Below are 18,293 nucleotides of genomic sequence, written 5' to 3'. Positions count from 1 at the left end.
ACTTCACGACAAGGACCACCATGCCATTGCAGTTCGAGCGTTCCTGGCGCAACGAGGAGCTGGACGCGCTGCGCGACACCGCCGTGCGCTTCATCGAGTCCGAGATGCAGCCGCAGGACGAGGCGGCCCGAAAGCGCGGCCACGTGGGCCACGCCCTGTGGCGCCGCGCCGGCGAGCTGGGCCTGCTGTGCACCGACATCCCCGAGGAATACGGCGGCGGCGGGGGCGACTTCCGCCACGAGGCCGTGATCCACGAGGAGATGGCGCGCCGCGGCCTCACCGGCATGAGCAACTCGGTGCATTCCATCGTCGCGCATTACTTCCTCAACCACGGCACCGAGGAGCAGAAGCGCCGCTACCTGCCGGCGATGGCGCGCGGCGAACTGGTCGGCGCCATCGCGATGACCGAACCCGGCGCCGGCTCCGACCTGCAGGGCATCCGCACGCGGGCCGTGCGCGAGGGCGACGGCTACGTCATCGACGGCAGCAAGACCTTCATCACCAACGGCTACCTCGCCGGTGTGATCCTGGTGGTGTGCAAGACCGACCCGTCGCAGGGTGCGCGCGGCACCTCCATCCTCATCGTCGAGACGAAGGACCGCGAGGGCTTCAAGGTCGGCCGCGTGCTCGACAAGATGGGCATGAAGGCGCAGGACACCTCCGAACTGTTCTTCGACGGCGTGCGCGTGCCGGCGGAGAACCTGCTGGGCGGCCGGGAAGGGCAGGGCTTCTTCCAGCTCATGAGCGACCTGCCCTACGAGCGGCTGATCATCGGCCTGGCGGCCGTCGCCTGCATGGAGGGCGCCTACGAGGCCACGCTGGCCTACGTGCGCGAACGCAAGGCCTTTGGCCAGCCCATCGCCGAGATGCAGAACACAAAGTTCAAGCTGGCCGAGGTGGCGACGCAGATCATGGTCGGCCGCGCCTTCATCGACCGCTGCGTGGAGCAGATCGTGGCCGGCACGCTCGACACCGCCACCGCCTCCATGGCCAAGCTGTGGGGCTCCGAGGCGCAGGGCCGCGTGCTCGACGAGTTGGTGCAGCTGCACGGCGGCTACGGCTTCATGAACGAGTACATGGTCACGCGCATGTATGCCGACGCACGCGTGCAGCGCATCTACGGCGGCACCAGCGAGATCATGAAGGAGGTGATCGCGCGGGCGCTGTGAGGTCGGCGACAGCCCGCGCTTGTCCGAACGCCGGCCGATGGCTACAAAGGCCGCTTTCCTTGCCGGAACGCCGCATGACCGCTTCTCCCGATCCCGACCGCGTGCGCCTGCACATCGACGACGCCGGCGTCGCAGACGTGATGCTGGCCCGCCCCGACAAGATGAACGCGCTCGATCCGGCGATGTTCGACGCCATCAACGACATCATCGCCCGGCTGCGCGAGGCGCGCGGCCTGCGCGCCGTGGTGCTGCACGGCGAGGGCCGCGCCTTCTGCGCCGGGCTGGACATGGCCAGCATGGCCGGCGCCGCGCAGGGGCAGGGCATGGGCACGCTGGAGGAGCGCACGCACGGCCTGGCCAACCGCTTCCAGCACGTGGCCTGGGGCTGGCGCGAGCTTCCGGTGCCTGTCATCGCCGCCGTGCACGGCGCGGCCTTCGGCGGCGGTCTGCAGATCGCGCTGGGCGCGGACGTTCGCATCGCCGCGCCCGACGCGAGACTCAGCGTGATGGAGATCAAGTGGGGCCTGGTGCCCGACATGGCCGGCTGCGCGCTGCTGGCGCCGCTCGTGCGCGGCGACGTGCTGCGCGAGCTGGTCTACACCGGGCGGATCGTCGAAGGCACCGAGGCGGCGGCGCTCGGCCTGGTCACCCGCACCAGCGCCGCGCCGCTGGAGGATGCACGCGCGCTGGCGCGGCAGATCGCCGCAAGCAGCCCGCACGCGGTCCGCGCCGCCAAGCGGCTGATGGCGCTGGCGGAAACCGCCTCGCCGGCCGAGGTGCTGCTGGCCGAGGCGCGCGAGCAGCAGGCGCTGATCGGCAGCCCCAACCAGGCCGAGGCGGTGCGCGCGGGAATGGACAAGCGTGCGGCGCGCTTCGCCGATCCGGCCTGAGGACCGGCGCAGGCTAGCCCTGCAGGCCGGCCAGCGCCGGCACCAGGCGCGCCGCCAGCGGCTGGCCGACATGCCAGGCAACGAGACCGACGACGCCCGCGGCCGCGATGCACAGCATCGCCGTGCTCACCCGCCCGATCAGCGCCGGCGTCCGCGTGCGCAGCACGAAGGACATGCTGAACCCCAGGCTGGTGAGCGACGCGAGCACCGCGCCGATGCCGGCGGTCCCGGGCGACAGGCTGCCCTGCGAGGCGAGAGTGGCCGCCGCGGCGATGGCGCTGGCGCTGGACATCAGGCCGCCGACGATGCTCACGACGTAGAAACCCGCATCGCCGAAGTGCTGCTGCGTGAGTCCGCCCACGATGTGCAGGATCAGGAACACCACGCCGTACTTCAGCGCCAGGGGCAGGGAGAACGGCAGGTCGAGCTGGATGTCCACCGCCTGCGCCTCGGCCGCCTGCGGCGCGCCGCGTCGATAGCTGAGCAGCGCCAGCGCGCCGCTCGCCAGCAGCATGAGCCCGAAGGACGCCGAGGCGCCGAGCAGCGCGAGCGGCGCCAGGATGAGCAGCAGCCCGGCGTTGCGCACCACCATCGCGGTGGTCGCCAGCAGGATGCCGCGGTAGGCCGGGCCGATGAAGCGGCCGCCCGTGGCGACCACGCGCGAGGACAGCTCGATCACGGTGAAGTTGCTGTTGACCAGGCCGCCGAGGAAGCCCGACAGTTCCGTGCCGCGCGCGCCGTAGAGCTTCCAGAGGATGTAGTTGGCGAAGCCGATGCCGGCGATGAGGATGACGGTGACCCACGCCGCGCGCGGCTCCACCAGGTTCCACGGGCCCACCGTGCCCGCAGGCAGCGCCGGGTAGATCACGATGGCGAGGATCGCCAGCAGCAGCGCGGAGCGCATCTCGCTCTCGCTCAGGCCCGCCGAGAAGCCGGCCAGCCGCTCCTTCCAGGCCAGCAGGGCCGTGGCCAGCACCATCACGGCGGCCGGCGAGACGGTGTGGCCCTGGCCGCAGAGCACGCCGGCCAGGCAGGTCACGAGCATCGCCGCCGAGGTGGTCAGCTCGGCGCCCTGGCCGGCGCGCAGCGTCTGTACGTTGAGCAGCACCGCGAGCACGCCGACCAGCGCCAGCACCAGCAGCGCGAAGCGCACGCCCAGCAGGCCGCCGAGCGCACCCAGCAGGCAGATGAAGCCGAAGGTGCGAAGCCCCGCTTCCTTGCCGCGCCGCTCGCGCTCCAGGCCGATGAGCAGGCCCAGCGACAGGCTCAGCGCCAGCCGCAGCAGGATCTCGAGGTAGGGCCACTCGGCGCCCTGCGCCATCTGGATCGACGGGCCGGGCACGTCACTGCCAGGGCAGGGTGAAGGTCTTGCAGGTGGTGAAGGACTTCATCGCCTCCTGCACGCCCTCCTTGTAGCCCAGGCCCGAGTCCTTGATGCCGCCGAAGGGCGTCAGCTCGATGCGGTAGCCCGGCACCTCCCACAGGTTCACGGTGCCCACCTGCAGCTCGTTGGCCAGGCGCGTGAAGTAGTCCATGCGGTTCGTGCACACGCCCGAGGACAGCCCGAAGGCGGTGCCGTTGGAGATGCGGATCGCCTCGTCGATGTCGCCGAAGGTGATGATGGGCGACACCGGGCCGAAGGTCTCCTCCCGCACCAGGGCCATGGCGGGGTCGACGCGGTCGACCACGGTGGGCGCGTAGAGGGCGCCGGCGCGCTGGTTGCCGCACAGCAGCCGCGCCCCCTGGGCCACGGCCTCGTCCACGCGCTGCTCGAACAGCCGGGCCGCGGGCTCGTCGATCACCGTGCCCATGTCGACCCGGGTGTCCGCCGGGTCGCCGAAGCGCCAGTGGCGGGTCTTCTCGACCACGCGCTCGGTGAACTCGCCGGCCACCGCGCGGTGCACCAGCATGCGCTTGACTGCCGTGCAGCGCTGGCCGGAATTCTTGTACGAGCCCTGCACCGCCAGCTCGCTGGCGCGGTCGAGGTCGGCGTCCTCCATCACGATCAGCGGGTCGTTGCCGCCCAGCTCGAGCACGATGCGGCGGTAGCCCGCCTTGGACGCGATGTACTTGCCGATGGCCACGCCGCCGGTGAAGGTGATCATCTCCACGTGCGGGTGGGTCAGCAGCTCGTCGGCGATCTCGCGCGGGTCGCCCGTGACGACCTGCAGCATCCCGGTGGGCAGCCCCGCCTCGTAGAGCAGGTCGGTCAGGTACAGCGCCGACAGCGGCACCTTCTCCGACGGCTTGAGCACCATGCGGTTGTTGGTGGCGATACTGGGAACCACCTTGTGCGCGACCTGGTTCATCGGGTGGTTGAAGGGCGTGATCGCGGTGATGACGCCCAGCAGCGGCTCGCGCATCGTGACCACCTTGCGCCGCTTGCCGTGGGGCGTCAGGTCGCACGAGAAGACCTGGCCGTCGTCGCGCAGCGCCTCTCCCGCACCGAACACCAGCACGTCGGCCACGCGGCCGACCTCGTAGAGTGAGTCCTTGCGGCACAGGCCGGACTCGCGCGTGATCAGCGCCGACGCCTCGTCGGCCCGCTCGCGCAGCAGCGCCGCGGCCCGCTGCAGGATGGCCGCGCGCTCGTGGCGCGTCAGCCGGGGGCGGCAGGCATGGGCCACGCGCATCGCCTCGCGCACGTCCTCCAGCGTGGCCCGGGCCACGGTGCCCACGCGCTCGCCGCTGTACGGGTCCAGCACGTCGGAGGTGCGCGGGCGCATCACGCGCTGCCCGTCGATGCGCAGGCCCTCCGCGCGGAAGTGTTCGCTGTCCCTCGGGCGTGCGGCGCTCATGGCTGCTCTCCCGCCGGCTGCGCGCCGATGAAGTTGCGCCCGCGCACGCCCGACAGCGCGTGCAGGACCATGTCGCGGGCCTCCTGTTCGTCGACGCCGTAGTCGGCGAAGCGCGTCTTCACGCCCAGGCCCTCGATGAAGGCGGCCAGCCGCCGCGGGGCGTCCTCCAGCGGTGCGCCGAGCGCCTCGGCCAGCACGCGGTCGCGGTCGGGGCGCTGGCCCAGGGCGCGGGACAGCACGTCGTCGAGCATGAACGAGCAGGCGATGCCGTGCGGCAGGCCGTGGCGCAGCGTCATCTCGTAGGAGATCGAATGCGCGAGCGCCGTCTTCGTGTTCGAGAAGGCCATGCCCGCCTTCAGCGCGGCAAGCGCCATGCGGCCCCGCAGTTCGAGGCTGGCGGGCTGCGCCATGAGCTGCGGCAGCACCGCCACGATGTCGTGCACCGCGGACACGGCGAAGGTGTCCGAGATCGGGTTGGCGTGGACGTTCCAGATGGCCTCCAGCGCGTGCGACAGCGCGTCGAGGCCGCTTTGCAGCGTCACCGCGGGCGGCAGCGACAGCATGAGCTCGGGGTCGATGACGGCATGGCTGGGCCAGGTCTGCGGCAGGTGCAGCGAGTACTTGCGCTGGCGCTCGCGGTCCCACACCGTCGCCCACGGCGTGACCTCGCTGCCGGTGCCGGCCGTGGTGGGAATGGCGACGAGCGACTTGAAATGTGTCGGCGCGAAGGGCGCGTCGCCCGCGAGGCCGGCCACCAGGGCATCGAATCCGCCGCCGGCCGTGCCGGTCATCAGCGCCTTGGCCGTGTCGATCGCGCTGCCGCCGCCGACGGCGACGATGACTTCCGTGTCGGCCTGCTCGCGCCAGAAGCGCTCGTACAGCGGGCGCAGCTCCGCCACGTCGGGGTTGGGGCGCACGTCCTCGATCACGCATGCCAGCGCGTCCCCGAGCGCGCGCTCCATCCGCGCGGTCAGCCCGATGCCGCGCGCCTCGGGAAAGATCACGAGCGCCGCGCGGCGCCCTTCGAGCAGGCCGGGCAGCGCGGACAGCGCGCCCGCGCCGTGGACGATGTGCACGGGGTTGAAGTAGTGGGTCGTCGTCATCGCTCGGTTTTCTTCTCTAGGCGCGCGGGGCATCGGCATGGTTGAGCACCAGGTCGAAGACATCGAAGTTGCGCAGCCGGCGCGCGGGGTCGAGGCCGTCCAGGCGGCGGTTGAACAGCAGCGGCACCTTCTGCTCGGAGACGCCGCCGTGCGAGCGCAGCGGCACGGTCAGGCCCGAGAGGTCGTGGTCGGCGGCGCGCGTGCCCAGCACGCTCAGGTGGTCCGCGAGCACCACCAGGTCGCCGATGCGGTCCGGCGGCAGCTCGAAGCGCGCCGCCGCCTCGTCGCGCCCGAGCACCTGCTCGATGCCGTCGATGCCGCGCAGGGCCGCCGCCGCGTCGGCCGCGTCGCCGCCCTCCCGCAGGTACACGGTGGCGAAGGAGCCCAGCGCGCCGTGATGCACGACGTACGGATCGGTGATCGGCAGGATGACGCGGGCCGCCTGCGCGCCCAGCAGCCGGTCGAGCGTCTCCTGCAGGAAGACGATGCGCGGCCGGCCGGCGGCGTCCGTCTTGGGGCTCATGCCGTGGTCGGCCGTGAGCGCGATCGACGCGCCCAGCGCGTCGAGCCGGGCGAGGTAGCCGTCCATCATCGAATAGAACGCGTTGGCGTCGGGCGTGCCCGGGGCGCACTTGTGCTGCACGTAGTCGGTCGTGGACAGGTACATGAGATCGGGCCGCCTCGTCTCGAGCAGCCGCACGCCGGCGGCGAAGACGAACTCGCTGAGGTCGGCGCTGTAGACCGAGGGCAGCGGCCGGCCGACCAGCTCGAGCACGCCGTCGATGCCGCACTCGGCCTGCGTGGCCCGGTCGGCCTTCTCGGCCGAGAAGCAGATGCCGTGCAGCCCGTGGCCCAGCAGCGTGCGCAGCTTGTCCTTGGCGGTGACCGCTGCCACCGACGCGCCCGCCTCCGCCGCGGCCGCGAGGATGGTGCCGGCGCGCAGGTAGGAGGGGTCGTTCATCATGACCTCCCTGCCCAGCGCCGGATCGAAGAAGTAGTTGCCGCAGATGCCGTGCACCGCCGGCGGTGCGCCGGTGACGATCGAGAGGTTGTTGGGGTTGGTGAAGCTCGGCACCACGCAGTCGCCGATCAGCGAGGTGCCGCGCGCCAGCATCTCGCGCATGAAGGGCGCGGCGCCGGACTGGATGGCCTGCGTGATGTAGTCGGGCTCGCATCCGTCGACGCAGATGACGACGGCGGGCGCGTCCGGGCGGCGGTAGCTCCGGCCGTTGACCTGGATGGGGAAGGAGGGCGGATGCATGGGCTGTGCGGTGCTGGTGGGGATCGGGTGAAGAACTGTCGGAGTCGAGTACAGCACCCCGACAACTATTGATCAAATACTTTCTAAATCAGCTTCGCATTCAATTTATCTATATGAACGGGGCGGCGCGGCTCACGCCGGCTGCGGTCCCGCCCGGCCGTCCTCGACCACGAAGCGGGCCAACGTCGAGATGCCGCTGTCCTCGCGCATGACGTCGTCGAGCACGCGCAGCGTGGTGGTCCAGCGCGCGGGCGTGACCTCGGCGACCGCGTAGCCGCGCCGGTCGGAGCGGGCGAGCAGCACGTGCGGGTTGAGCCGCGCGATCTCTTCGACCCGGGCCTGCGGGACGTTGCTGGCCGAGCTGATCGAGGTGCCGCAGAACTCGCTGCCGATGACGGCGGAGCGCGGCTTCGAGAAGTCCGCCAGGACGCGGCACACGTAGTTCTGGTGGATGTCGCCGCCGAGCAGCACGGTGTTGCGCGGCGCGGTGTCGCGCACGGCGTCGAGCAGCCGCTGGCGCGCGGCGGGGTAGCCGTCCCAGGTGCTGGCGTGGTAGCTCTCCTCGGGCGACGGCCTGTAGTTGCGCTGCGCGAAGATGGTCTGCTGCGCCAGCACGCTCCACTGCACGCCTTGCGGCGCCGCGTCCTGCGCCAGTCCCTGGCCCAGCCAGCGCTCCTGCGCCATGCCGAGCATCGAGCGCGCGGGGTCGGCCAGTTCGGGGCAGTCCCGCGGCGACAGCGCGCCCTGCAGCTTGCCGCCCGGCGTGCGGCAGGCCTGCCGGTCGCGGTACTGCCGCGTGTCGAGCAGGTGCAGGCGCAGCAGGCGGCCCCAGGCGTGGCCGCCGTGGATGCGAAGCGCGTCGTGCGTGCCCAGGCCGGCCAGGCCGTGCGCGAGCACCGACGAGCGCAGCGGCATGTTCTCGTAGAAGGCCTGGTAGCCGGCGGCGCGGCGCGCGAGGAAGGCATCCGCCGCGCCGCTGCCGGACAGGCCCGCATAGTCGTTCTGCACCTCGTGGTCGTCCCAGGTGACGATCCAGGGACAGGCGCGGTGTGCGGCCTGCAGGTGCGGGTCGGTCCGGTACAGCGCGTAGCGGTCGCGGTAGTCGGCCAGCGTCTGCGCGGCGGGCAGGCTGTGCGTGCGCGCCAGCGCATGCTTCGGCGGTTTGGCCGGCATCGCGTACTCGTAGATGTAGTCGCCCAGGAACAGCACGAGGTCGAGGTCCTCGCCGGACATGTGGCGATAGCCCGCGTAGAGGCCCTGCTCCCAGCGCTGGCAGGATGCGAAGGCGAAGCGCAGGCGGTCGGGCATCGCGCCCGCGGCGGGCGCCGTGCGGGTTCTCGCAGGCGGCGTGGCCGCATCGCCGTGCATGAAGCGGTAGAAGTACCACCGGCCGGGCATCAGCCCCGCCACCTCCACGTGCACCGCGTGGCCGAGCGCCGCGAGCGCGGGGGCCTGGCCTGTCCGCACGATCCGGCGGAAGCCGTCGTCCTCGGCCACTTCCCATCGCACGGTCAACGCCTCGGGCAGCCGGCCGCGCGGCGCGTCGGCCGGCACCGTGCCGGGCACCGGGCCGTCGATCAGCCGCGTCCAGAGCACGAAGCCGTCGGGCCGGGGGGCGCCGCTGGCGACGCCCAGGGCGAACAGGTCGCGCTGGCGCAGCGTGGCGGACCAGCTCCAGCGCGGCAGCGCGGTGGCGGCCGCGGCGGCGGTGACGAGGCGGGCGAGGTCACGGCGGTGCATGGGTCGGCTCCTCGAAGCGGATGGAAGGCAGGGCGCGCCCGCGCGGCGCGCCTACTGCAGCCCGCGCCCCTGCATGCCGTCGGCGGCGGCGCCGAGATGGCGCAGCACGGTCGGCGCGATGTCGATGAGCGACACGCGCTGGTGGCGTCTGCCGGGGCGGAACCCGCCGCCCCGCAGGCAGAGGAAGGGATGCTGCTCGTTGGGCCCGAGGCCGCCGTGCTGGGCGCAGCCGGGCGCCGAGGTGTCGCTGAACGGGCTGCTGACCGAGACGCTGCGCCCCGGCACGCCGTGCGCGTTGGCGGCGTCGTCCGCGCGCAGCGCCAGCGCGATGCCGAGCGGGCCGCCTGCGGGCAGGCCGACCTCGGCCAGCGCGTCGCCCCAGAACACGCGGCCAGCGAAGTCCTGCGCCTGCAGCCATCGCGCGAGCCGGGGGATGCGCGGGCGCGCGGCGGCGGCGAAGTACAGCAGCGCCGCGGTGCCGTTGGGCGCCACGACCACGTCCGGCGAATCGGGTGCGTCCTTCCAGCCCGCGTCCGCCAGCAGCGCGTCGAGGTCGATCTGCCGTGCCACGGTCTCCATGCCGTGGTCGGAACAGGCGACCAGCAGGATGTCCTCACCGCGCGGGTCCAGCGCGTCGACCGTGCGCCGCACCTGCTCCACGCAGGCGTCGGCGTGCGCGATCATGGCCCGGTGCGCGGGCGAGCCCAGCGCCGTGCGGTGCGCGGTGTGGTCCGGCTCGGACAGCCACAGCACGGCCAGCGCCGGCGCACGCGCGCGCAGCACCTCGCGGCAGAAGCGGTCGGTCATCGCCGCGTCGCCCGCCGCGCCGACCTCGATCGCCAGGCCGTCGTCCAGCGGCCTGCGCCCGGGGCCGAAGGAGCCGCTGCGGTGGTAGACGTGGCCGAAGCCCTCCGGGTCCTGCAGGTAGGCCGCGCCCGGCGACACGTTGGACATCACGATCGATCCGCCGCGGCCCGCCAGCCGCTGCGCCCAGGTGGGCCGGGCGAGCGTGCGGCCGGTCGCGCGGCGCAGCCTGTCCAGGAAGTCCGGCTTGCCCACCGACAGCCGCACCAGCCCGAGGCCCTCGTCGATCACCATGGTGTTGCCCAGCAGCCCGTGCGCGGCGGGCAGGCAGCCGGTGGCCATCGATGCGGAGCTGGTCCGGGTGGTGGAGGGGAACACGCTGCGCGCCTGCGCGAAGTCCGCACCCGCGGCGCGCAGCGCCGACAGGGCCGGCGCCGTCTCGGGCCGCACCAGGTCCGCGGCCAGGCTGTCGCAGACCACGACGACCGCGCGGCGGCCCGGCGTCATGGCATCGCCTTGCCCGCGCGTTCGGGCAGCGTCGAGCGGTCGAGGTAGTCGTGGAAGTGCACCGTGACCTGGTCCGCCTCGAGAAAGACGACGGCATAGGCGGGCGGCTCGTGGCTCTTGGGCACCGGCGAGACCGTGTGCAGGTCGAAGGGCACCTGGTGGTTCAGCCCGCGCATGGTCGAGAAGGGAATGCCCCGCCAGCTTCCGCACACGGGCCGGTGGACGTGGCCGAAGAACAGGTGGCGCAGGTTCGGGCGGCCGGCGGTCAGCCGCGCGAAGGCTTCGGGGTCGGACAGGCCGATGCGGTCCAGGCACGGTATGCCGATGTCGAACGGCGGGTGGTGCATGAACAGGTAGACGGCGCGCTGCGACGTCTGCTCCAGCTGCCGCTCCAGCCAGGCGCGGCGCCGCTCGCAGTACAGGCCGCCGTTGCGTCCCTCGTCGAGCGTGTCGAGCATGAGCAGGGACGCGTCCCCCACGTCCAGGCGGCCTTGCACGAAGCCGCCGCCGTCGTCCGGCGCATCGGGAAACGCCGCGGCGTACGGCGCGCGCAGGTCATGGTTGCCGAGCAGCGGGAAGCAGGGGAAGGGCAGCCGGTCGACCTGCGCGCGCAGGGCCGCGTAGGCCGGCGCCTCGCCGCGGTGCGCGAGGTCGCCCGTGATCACGGCGCAGGCCGCGTCGGCATGGTGCGCGAGGACGTCGCCGATGCAGGCGACGAGCCGGGCGTGCGGGTCCAGGCCGTGCAGGATCTCGCCGGGCGCGACGAGGTGCGGGTCGGTGATGTGGATCAGCTTGATCATGCGGGGCTTCCGTGGGGTCGCGCGGCCACCGAATGCAGGGCGGTGGATTCGAGCAGCAGGCGCGTGTAGTCGCTGCGCGGCGCGCGGAACACCGCGTCGGTCGGGCCCGACTCGCACACCTCGCCCCGGCGCAGCACGATCACGCGGTCGGCCATGCGGCGGACCACGCCGAGGTCGTGGCTGATGAAGAGGTAGGCGGTCCCGGTCTTGCGCTGCAGCTCCAGCAGCAGGTCCAGCACCTGGGCCTGCACCGAGACGTCGAGCGCCGAGGTGATCTCGTCGCAGACGATCAGGTCGGGCTCGGCGGCGAAGGCCCGGGCGATGGCCACGCGCTGCTGCTGGCCGCCGGAGAGCTGGCGCGGGTAGCACTCGAGCAGGGCCGGGTCCAGGTGCATCGCGTGCATCAGCGCCTCGGCGCGCTCGCGCGCCGCCGCGCCGCGCAGCTGCGTGAACATCGCCAGCGGGCGCTCGAGGATGGTCGCGATGCGCTGGCGCGGATTGAGCGAGGACAGCGGGTCCTGGAACACGATCTGGATGCGGCGCCGCAGCGCCAGCGGGCGTTGCGTCGCCAGGGGCGCCAGGGGCGCGCCGTCGAAGTCCAGCGTGCCGCCCGACGGCGCCATCAGCCCCGCGACCAGCGCGGCCGCGGTCGACTTGCCGCTGCCGGATTCGCCGACCAGGCCCAGCGTCTCGCCCCGGGCGATCGAGAAGGACAGGCCGGCCAGGGCCGGGCGGTCCGGTGCCGCGGGGCGGCCCGGCCAGTGCCGGCGGCGTGCGCGGTAGGAGAAGGCCAGCCCGTCGGCGGCCACCATCGCGGCGCCGTCCCGGGGCGATGCCGGCGCCGCGCGCGCAGGCGGCTCGGCGTCGATGCGCGGGATCGCGGCGATGAGCTGGCGCGTGTAGGCGTGCGCGGGCGCGCCGAAGATCGCGGCGGCCTCGCCGTCCTCGACCACCTCGCCCTCGTACATCACCAGCACCCGCTCGCACATGCGCGAGATCACGCCGAGGTCGTGGCTCACGTAGATGAGCGAGGTGTTGAAGCGGTGGCGCAGCGTGCGCACGAGTTCCAGCACCTGCACCTCGGTGGTCTTGTCCAGGGCCGTCGTCGGTTCGTCGAGCACCAGCAGCCCCGGGTCGCCGGCCAGGGCGGTGGCGATCACCACGCGCTGGCGCTGGCCGCCGGAAAGCTCGTGCGGATAGCGTGCGCAGAGGGCCGCCGGGTCGGGCAGGCGCGTGGCCTCGAAGAGTTCGAGCGTGCGCGCGCGCGCCTCGGCCGCCCCGCAGCCGCGCAGGTGCCGCACCGCCTCGTCGACCTGGTCGCCGATGCGCATGTGGGGCGTGAGCGAACTCAGCGGGTTCTGCGGCACGAAGGCGATGTGGCGGCCGCGCAGCCGGCGCCGGCCGGCCTCGTCCAGCCGCAGGATGTCCTCGCCGGCGATGCGCACCGAGCCGGCGGTGATCACGCCGCCGGGCCGGCAATGGCCCAGCAGCGCGCGCGCCAGCGTCGACTTGCCGGAGCCGCTCTCGCCGACGATGCCCAGGCTGGTGCCGGCCTCGACCGTGAAGTGGACGCCGCGCACGGCGCGCGTCACGCGGCCGTCGCTGCGCCGGTAGCCGATGTCCAGCCCGCGGACTTCGAGCCGCCCGTCGGCGCGCTGCGCGACGGGCTGGCGCTGCTTCAGCGGGGTGGCCGCCGGGTGCTTCATGGCGGTCGCCTCTTCCTTCAGGACGTCGAGTGCTGCCGTCATGCCGCGTCCTGCCCGCGCGTGGCGTCCAGTCCGAGCGCCCGGGCCAGCGCCTCGGCGCCGAAGTTCAGGCCGATGACCAGCGTCGCGATGAAGACGGCCGGCGCCAGCACGAGCCACGGCGCGTAGGCGAGCTGGCTGACGCCCTCGGCCACCATCAGGCCCCAGTCGGGCGTGGGCGGCGAGATGCCCATGCCGAGGAACGACAGCGAGCTCAGCAGCAGGATGGCGTGCGACATGCGGATCGCGAACTCGACGTAGACCACGTCCAGCGTGTTGGGGTAGAGCTCGCGCAGGATGATCGACAGCGTGCTCTCGCCGCGCAGCTGCGCCGCCTTCACGTAGCCGAGGTTCACCTGCGTGAGCGCCTGCGCGCGGACGATGCGGATCACGCCGGGGAAGTACACCATGCCGATGAGCACGATCAGCACCGGCAGCGACTCGCCGAAGCCCACCGCGAACAGCGCCACGAACAGGATGCCCGGCAGGGCGAGCTTGAGGTCGACGATGCGCATCACGATGTCGTCGAACAGGCCGCCCACGTAGGCGGCGGTCACCCCGGCGATGCTGCCGAAGGCGACGGCCGCGACCACGCCCGTGAAGGTGGCGAGCAGCGCGGTGCGGCCGCCCCACAGCAGGCGCGAAAGATAGTCGCGGCCGAGCACGTCGGTGCCGAGCCAGAACTCCGCGCTCGGCGGCTCGGCGCGGCCGCCGTTGAGCGCCATCGGGTCGTACGGCGCGAGCCAGGGCGCGGCCAGCGCGAGCGCCAGGTGCACCACGACGAGCCCGATGCCGACGACGGCGACGGGACGCAGCAGCGCATGGCGGTCCAGCTTGATCATCATGGTTCAGCGGCTCCTTGCACGGGGGTCGAGGGCCACCACGGCGAGGTCGGCCAGCAGGTTCATCGTGACGACGGCCAGCGCGGCCAGCAGGCTGACGGCCTGCACCGTGGGCACCTCGCGCTTGTCCACGGCCTGCAGCAGGATCATGCCGAGGCCGGGATAGGCGAAGACCTTCTCCACCACCACCATGCCGCTGAGCAGCCCGGCCACGTAGAGCGCGGCCGAGTTCAGCGCCGGGATCACCGAGGCGGGCAGCGCATGGCGCAGGATCAGGCGCAGCTCGCCCAGGCCCGTGAAGCGGGCGCGTTCGACATAGTCGCTCGACAGCGCCTCGATGAGGCCGGTGCGGATGAGTTGCACGAGGTGCGCGATCGAGCCGAACACGATGGTCGCCACGGGCAGCACCGACACCGCCAGCAGGGTGGCGGGCGGCGCGTCGGCGAAGGCCAGGATCACCGCGGGGAACAGCGGCACCCAGATCGCGAACAGCAGCACCAGCAGGTTGCCCGACGCGAACTCGGGGATGGAGTAGCCGATGACCGCGCCCATCGAGGCCAGCGTGTCGGGCAGCCGCCCGCGCCAGTACGCGGCGACGATACCCAGCAGCAGCGACAGCGGTATCGCCACCAGCGCGGTGACGGCGCCGAGCAGCAGCGAGTTCTTCAGCGGCTCGCGGATGATGTCGATGACGGGCGTGTCCCCGAGGATGGTCTTGCCGAAGTCGCCGCGCAGGGCGCCGCCGAGCCATTCGAGGTAGCGCACCGGCGCCGGCCGGTCCAGGCCCAGGTCGCGCCGCTTGCGCTCGAGGTCCTCCGGGTTCATGAGCGCGATCTCGTCGGCCGTGAGGCTGACCTCCAGCGCATCGCCGGGCAGCACCTCGGTGGCCACGAAGACCAGCATCGAGGCCAGCAGCAGGGTCAGCGCGTACAGGCCCGCGCGCCGCAGCAGGGTCAGGAGCATGTCCGGCCGCTCACGACTTCCAGACTTCGTCGAAGCGCATCGACCAGAACTGCGAGTGGTTGCGCAGGCCGTGCACGTTGGGCTTGTGGATCACGAGGTTGCGCCGCCCCGCCGGGCTGATGGCCGGCACCTCGTCGCGCAGGATCTCCTGCATGCGCACGTAGATCGCGCGGCGCTTGTCGCCGGAGGACTCGGCGAGCGACTTCTGGTAGAGCGCCATGTACTCGTCGCAGCCCGGGCCGCTCCAGTAGCCGCTCTCGTTGTTGTCCGGCCGCATGCGGTACAGGCTCACGCCCGGGTTGCGCGGGCCTGCGGGCGTGTAGGCGAAGCGGTGCTTGCGCGTCTTCTCGACGTCCTCCACGCGCCACTTGCGGTAGCCGTCGCTGGGGCGTTGCTCGATCGGCAGCGTGATGCCCGCCTCCTTCACCGATTCGGCCAGCACCTGGAAGATGCGCGGCACCTCGGGCCAGGTGGCGGCGAAGTAGAAGGTGGGCAGCGTGATGCCGTTGGGATGGCCGGCCTCGGCCAGCAGCGCCCGCGCCCGCGCCACGTCGTGGATGCGCGGCAGCGGCGTGAACGAGGCGTTCGCGGGGGTCAGGTGCGAATCGTTGCCCACCCAGCCGGCGTTCTTGCCGTAGACGATGCGCACGATCTTCTCGCGGTCGATCGCCAGCGCGAGGGCCTGCCGCACGCGCTTGTCGTTGAGCGGCGTGCCCTCGTGCTTGGGGATGATCATGATCGCCTGGTCGCCGCTGCTCGACAGGTTGTACTTGAGGTCGGGCGTGCGCTCCAGGTCGGGCAGCAGGCCGGGGTCGACGCCGATCACCGCGTCGAACAGGCCGCCGCGGAAGCCGTTGAGCGCGCCTTCCATGCGGCCCGGCGAGCTCACCACCTCGAGCCGGTCGAGGTAAGGGAAGCCCTGGCGCCAGTACGTCTCGTGGCGTTCCAGGATGATGCGGCGCTTGGGGTCCAGGCTCACGATCTTGAACGGCCCGGTGCCGATGCCGGCGAGGCCGATCGTCTCCTTCTCGGCGGCCGGCATGATCATCAGGTGGTACTCGGCCAGGATGTACGGGAACTCGCTGTTCGGTGCGTCCAGCGTCATGCGCACCTTGCGGCCGACCTTCTCCACGCCCACGATCTGCTTGGCGTAGCCCGTCGAGGCCTGGTGGAACCTGTACGAGGACACGACGTCGTCGGCCGTCATCTCGCGGCCGTCGTGGAAGGTCACGCCTTCGCGCAGCGTGATGTCCCACACCTTGAGGTCGTCGCTCGGCTCCCACGCGGTGGCCAGCTCGGGCTGCACCTCGAGGTTTTCGTCCACCCAGGTGAGCGCGTTGTAGGCGCTGCGGTTGTTCAGGTCCAGCCAGTGCTGCGGATGGCGGCCGTTGCGCGCATCGCCCATCCGGTTGTTGGGGTAGGTGTTGGTGTAGACGAACTTGCCGCCACGCCTGGGCGCTGCGGTCTGGGCCGCCGCGGGGCCCAGAAGATCGCCCAGCGTCAGCGCGGTGGTGGCGCCCGCGCCCATCAGCAGCCTGCGGCGCATGGCGTCCATCGGCATGCTCTGGTTCTGCCTCATCGTGGTCTCCTGTTAGATATGTCAGCACATGTCCGGGCGTCCTGCAGATCGCGCGAAACGCCCTCCCGAGGGCTTTCCATGCCTTGTATGCGAGCAAATTATTGGAGGGCGGTATCCATTGAGCAAATTGAATTTGTGATGCCTTCACATATACTGAATGAATAGTTTGTCCGGGATACTACGCAAGGCAAATCCCATATGCGGCTCACCCAACTGCGCTCGTTCCACGCCGTCGCGCGCACCGGAGGCTTCACCTCCGCGGCCGAACTCCTCCACGTGAGCCAGCCCACCATCACGACGCAGGTCCGCCTGCTGGAGGAGACGTACAACATCGAGCTCTTCCACCGGCGGGGGCGCTCCGTGCAGCTCACCGAGCTGGGCGAGCAGCTCATGCAGCTGTCGCAGCAGATGTTCAGCCTGGAGGCCGATGCCGTGCAGCTGCTGGGCAACGCGGGCGAGCTGCGCAGCGGCCACCTGCGCGTGGCCGCCGTGGGGCCGCATCACGTCACGCGGATGCTCGGCGGCTTCAGCCGCCAATACCCGGGGGTCAAGGTGTCGGTGAGCACGGGGAACTCGCAGGACGTGCTCGACCGGCTGCTGGACTACCGCGCCGACGTGGGCGTCCTCGCGCAGTTCGTGCGCGACGACCGCTTCGTCTCCGTGCCCTTCAGCGAGCACCCCGTGGTGATCTTCACCGCCGGCACGCACCGCTTCGCGCAGCGGCGGGACATCGGCATCGCGGAACTGGAGGGTGAGCGGATGATCCTGCGCGAGCAGGGCTCCACCACGCGCAAGGCGCTCGAATCCGCACTGGCCAAGGCCCGCGTGAAGACCGAGGTCGTGATGGAGATCAGCAGCCGGGAGATCATCCGCGAGGCGGTCGCCCAGGGCCTGGGCATCGCCGCGGTGTCACTGGTCGAGTACGTGCCGGGCCCCGGCCTGCACATGGTGCGCATCCGCGACGCGCAGATCCGCACCTACACGCATGTGCTGTGCCTGGCCGAGCGACGCGAGATGCGCATGGTGCGGGCCTTCTTCGACACGCTCGAGCCCGACATCCAGAAGCGCAAGGGCCGCGCGCGCGCCTGACGGCACGGCCGGTGTTGCGTCGCGCCTATCGGCCCGACTTGTTCTTCACGCTGCTGACGCCGGCGTCGATGGTGCCGAAGACTTCCACGCCGCTGCGCGTGGCGGCCGGCGCGCCGTCGCCGCCGGCCGGGCTGGCGCATCCCGAGGCGAGGGCTGCCAGGCCCAGCACGCACAGGGCCGCGCAGATCCGCTGCAAAAGCCCGCTCATGCCGCCGGCCGCCCGTAGTGCGCCGTGAAGCCGGCCTTGCCCAGCAGGTTGGCGTTGATCATGAAGCCGGCCAGCGCGGCCGTCGGGTCGGGCGGCAGCTCCAGCTTCTCGACGCCCAGCGCGTACACGGTGAAGACGTAGCGGTGCGGCTTGTCGCCCGGCGGCGGGCACATGCCGCCGAAGGCCGACACGCCGTAATCGATGCGGATGTGCGAGGCGCCGGCCGGCAGCCTGGCGCCGCCGGCGGCGCCGGCATCGGCCTTCAGTTCCGTCACCGATGCGGGGATGTCCACCACCATCCAGTGCCAGAAGCCGGAGCCGGTGGGCGCGTCCGGGTCGTACACGCTGACGGCGAAGCTCTTCGTGCCCGCCGGCGCGCCGCTCCACTGCAGCGCGGGCGACTTGTTCTCGCCGCTGCAGCCGAAGCCGTCGAACTCGAAGCGCTTGTCGATGGTGCCGTCGGCGGCGATGTCGGGGCTGTGAAGGGTGAAGCTGCTCATGGTCTGCATTTCTCCGGTGGGCATCAAGGGTAGCGCACGGCCGCGGGCCGCTCAGGAGGAGGCGGCGGACCGCAGCAGCACGGGGCCGACCACCTCGTAGATCACCTGCACGCCGTCGATGCGGGCCGGCAGGCCGGCGACCGACGCCGACGGCTCGCGCAGGTTGACCTTCACGGCGTAGGAGCCGCCGATCTTGCACAGCCCGGCGCCGACCACGGGCGAGCATGCCGACGCCGCGGCCACGGCCTTGGGCTTGGCCTTGCGCGCTTGTTCCATGGTGGTCTGCATGCTCCGT

At 71.9% G+C, this 18,293-nt stretch carries 17 protein-coding genes; 3 read left to right on the top strand and 14 right to left on the bottom strand.

What is annotated here, in order from left to right; translation table 11 throughout:
• Positions 1 to 20: 20 nt before the first annotated feature.
• Both Q392_RS11080 and Q392_RS11075 read left to right on the top strand, forming a co-directional pair.
• Positions 21 to 1,169: an acyl-CoA dehydrogenase family protein gene (locus tag Q392_RS11080; RefSeq protein WP_038206499.1), complete on the top strand. Its 1,149-nt coding sequence runs from the start codon at positions 21 to 23 to the stop codon at positions 1,167 to 1,169.
• Positions 1,170 to 1,243: 74 nt separating this feature from the next.
• A complete protein-coding gene (locus Q392_RS11075) occupies positions 1,244 to 2,059 on the top strand; it encodes a crotonase/enoyl-CoA hydratase family protein (protein WP_038206497.1) in 816 nt (271 codons plus the stop codon).
• A 13-nt stretch (positions 2,060 to 2,072) separates the two neighbouring features.
• Here the strand turns inward: Q392_RS11075 and Q392_RS11070 are convergent, their stop codons facing one another.
• From Q392_RS11070 to Q392_RS11020, 11 genes are all read right to left on the bottom strand, one after another.
• Positions 2,073 to 3,401, bottom strand: coding sequence for an MgtC/SapB family protein (locus Q392_RS11070; RefSeq protein WP_245610697.1), 1,329 nt, complete (start codon positions 3,399 to 3,401; stop codon positions 2,073 to 2,075).
• Between the two features lies 1 nt (position 3,402).
• Positions 3,403 to 4,857 (bottom strand): phosphonoacetaldehyde dehydrogenase, encoded by a 1,455-nt coding sequence (gene phnY, locus Q392_RS11065; protein ID WP_038206494.1) that lies wholly within the window; start codon positions 4,855 to 4,857, stop codon positions 3,403 to 3,405.
• A complete protein-coding gene (gene psrA, locus Q392_RS11060) occupies positions 4,854 to 5,960 on the bottom strand; it encodes an iron-containing alcohol dehydrogenase PsrA (protein WP_038206492.1) in 1,107 nt (368 codons plus the stop codon). Before psrA ends, phnY begins: the two co-directional genes overlap by 4 nt.
• A gap of 16 nt (positions 5,961 to 5,976) precedes the next feature.
• A complete protein-coding gene (gene phnA / locus Q392_RS11055; RefSeq protein WP_038206488.1) occupies positions 5,977 to 7,221 on the bottom strand; it encodes a phosphonoacetate hydrolase in 1,245 nt (414 codons plus the stop codon).
• A gap of 132 nt (positions 7,222 to 7,353) precedes the next feature.
• A complete protein-coding gene (locus tag Q392_RS11050) occupies positions 7,354 to 8,961 on the bottom strand; it encodes an alkaline phosphatase D family protein (protein ID WP_038206461.1) in 1,608 nt (535 codons plus the stop codon).
• Between the two features lie 51 nt (positions 8,962 to 9,012).
• On the bottom strand, positions 9,013 to 10,272 hold the full coding sequence (locus Q392_RS11045; RefSeq protein ID WP_038206459.1) for an alkaline phosphatase family protein: 1,260 nt from the start codon (positions 10,270 to 10,272) through the stop codon (positions 9,013 to 9,015).
• The gene (locus Q392_RS11040; RefSeq protein WP_051953291.1) at positions 10,269 to 11,072 is read right to left on the bottom strand and encodes a phosphodiesterase; all 804 of its coding nucleotides are present in this window, start codon (positions 11,070 to 11,072) and stop codon (positions 10,269 to 10,271) included. Before Q392_RS11040 ends, Q392_RS11045 begins: the two co-directional genes overlap by 4 nt.
• Positions 11,069 to 12,820: a dipeptide ABC transporter ATP-binding protein gene (locus tag Q392_RS11035; RefSeq protein ID WP_051953289.1), complete on the bottom strand. Its 1,752-nt coding sequence runs from the start codon at positions 12,818 to 12,820 to the stop codon at positions 11,069 to 11,071. The genes Q392_RS11040 and Q392_RS11035 overlap by 4 nt, the downstream gene beginning before the upstream one ends.
• Entirely contained in the window at positions 12,817 to 13,662 is an 846-nt protein-coding gene (locus tag Q392_RS11030) for an ABC transporter permease (protein WP_051953287.1), read from the bottom strand. Before Q392_RS11030 ends, Q392_RS11035 begins: the two co-directional genes overlap by 4 nt.
• 3 nt (positions 13,663 to 13,665) lie before the next feature.
• Positions 13,666 to 14,622 (bottom strand): ABC transporter permease, encoded by a 957-nt coding sequence (locus Q392_RS11025; RefSeq protein WP_038206458.1) that lies wholly within the window; start codon positions 14,620 to 14,622, stop codon positions 13,666 to 13,668.
• A 10-nt stretch (positions 14,623 to 14,632) separates the two neighbouring features.
• Positions 14,633 to 16,201, bottom strand: a complete 1,569-nt coding sequence (locus Q392_RS11020) for an ABC transporter substrate-binding protein (protein WP_038206457.1) — start codon at positions 16,199 to 16,201, stop codon at positions 14,633 to 14,635.
• A gap of 198 nt (positions 16,202 to 16,399) precedes the next feature.
• Between Q392_RS11020 and Q392_RS11015 the strand changes: the two genes are divergently transcribed.
• Positions 16,400 to 17,290 (top strand): LysR substrate-binding domain-containing protein, encoded by an 891-nt coding sequence (locus tag Q392_RS11015; protein ID WP_038206456.1) that lies wholly within the window; start codon positions 16,400 to 16,402, stop codon positions 17,288 to 17,290.
• Between the two features lie 25 nt (positions 17,291 to 17,315).
• Here the strand turns inward: Q392_RS11015 and Q392_RS32745 are convergent, their stop codons facing one another.
• The 3 genes from Q392_RS32745 to Q392_RS11005 are packed head-to-tail and all read right to left on the bottom strand — an operon-like array spanning position 17,316 to position 18,286.
• Positions 17,316 to 17,498 carry a hypothetical protein gene (locus Q392_RS32745; RefSeq protein WP_157007908.1) on the bottom strand — a complete coding sequence of 61 codons (183 nt, stop codon included), beginning with the start codon at positions 17,496 to 17,498 and terminating at the stop codon, positions 17,316 to 17,318.
• Complete coding sequence (locus Q392_RS11010) at positions 17,495 to 17,998, bottom strand: YbhB/YbcL family Raf kinase inhibitor-like protein (protein WP_038206607.1); 504 nt, start codon at positions 17,996 to 17,998, stop codon at positions 17,495 to 17,497. The genes Q392_RS32745 and Q392_RS11010 overlap by 4 nt, the downstream gene beginning before the upstream one ends.
• A gap of 51 nt (positions 17,999 to 18,049) precedes the next feature.
• Complete coding sequence (locus Q392_RS11005; RefSeq protein ID WP_038206455.1) at positions 18,050 to 18,286, bottom strand: hypothetical protein; 237 nt, start codon at positions 18,284 to 18,286, stop codon at positions 18,050 to 18,052.
• Between the last annotated feature and the right edge of the window lie 7 nt (positions 18,287 to 18,293).

Origin of the sequence: Xenophilus azovorans DSM 13620 (assembly GCF_000745855.1) — a bacterium.
GTDB classification, from domain to species: domain Bacteria; phylum Pseudomonadota; class Gammaproteobacteria; order Burkholderiales; family Burkholderiaceae_C; genus Xenophilus; species Xenophilus azovorans.
This window is presented reverse-complemented; position numbering and strand designations above follow the sequence as displayed.

Bases quoted from the DNA above. Each gene is read 5' to 3' on its own strand.
- Q392_RS11005 (WP_038206455.1), bottom strand. From the start codon at position 18,286: ATGCAGACCACCATGGAACAAGCGCGCAAGGCCAAGCCCAAGGCCGTG.
- Q392_RS32745 (WP_157007908.1), bottom strand. From the start codon at position 17,498: ATGAGCGGGCTTTTGCAGCGGATCTGCGCGGCCCTGTGCGTGCTGGGC.
- phnY (WP_038206494.1), bottom strand. From the start codon at position 4,857: ATGAGCGCCGCACGCCCGAGGGACAGCGAACACTTCCGCGCGGAGGGC.
- Q392_RS11030 (WP_051953287.1), bottom strand. From the start codon at position 13,662: ATGATGATCAAGCTGGACCGCCATGCGCTGCTGCGTCCCGTCGCCGTC.
- Q392_RS11050 (WP_038206461.1), bottom strand. From the start codon at position 8,961: ATGCACCGCCGTGACCTCGCCCGCCTCGTCACCGCCGCCGCGGCCGCC.
- Q392_RS11025 (WP_038206458.1), bottom strand. From the start codon at position 14,622: ATGCTCCTGACCCTGCTGCGGCGCGCGGGCCTGTACGCGCTGACCCTG.
- phnA (WP_038206488.1), bottom strand. From the start codon at position 7,221: ATGCATCCGCCCTCCTTCCCCATCCAGGTCAACGGCCGGAGCTACCGC.
- Q392_RS11010 (WP_038206607.1), bottom strand. From the start codon at position 17,998: ATGAGCAGCTTCACCCTTCACAGCCCCGACATCGCCGCCGACGGCACC.
- Q392_RS11015 (WP_038206456.1), top strand. From the start codon at position 16,400: ATGCGGCTCACCCAACTGCGCTCGTTCCACGCCGTCGCGCGCACCGGA.
- Q392_RS11020 (WP_038206457.1), bottom strand. From the start codon at position 16,201: ATGAGGCAGAACCAGAGCATGCCGATGGACGCCATGCGCCGCAGGCTG.
- Q392_RS11080 (WP_038206499.1), top strand. From the start codon at position 21: ATGCCATTGCAGTTCGAGCGTTCCTGGCGCAACGAGGAGCTGGACGCG.
- Q392_RS11040 (WP_051953291.1), bottom strand. From the start codon at position 11,072: ATGATCAAGCTGATCCACATCACCGACCCGCACCTCGTCGCGCCCGGC.
- psrA (WP_038206492.1), bottom strand. From the start codon at position 5,960: ATGACGACGACCCACTACTTCAACCCCGTGCACATCGTCCACGGCGCG.
- Q392_RS11045 (WP_038206459.1), bottom strand. From the start codon at position 10,272: ATGACGCCGGGCCGCCGCGCGGTCGTCGTGGTCTGCGACAGCCTGGCC.
- Q392_RS11035 (WP_051953289.1), bottom strand. From the start codon at position 12,820: ATGACGGCAGCACTCGACGTCCTGAAGGAAGAGGCGACCGCCATGAAG.
- Q392_RS11075 (WP_038206497.1), top strand. From the start codon at position 1,244: ATGACCGCTTCTCCCGATCCCGACCGCGTGCGCCTGCACATCGACGAC.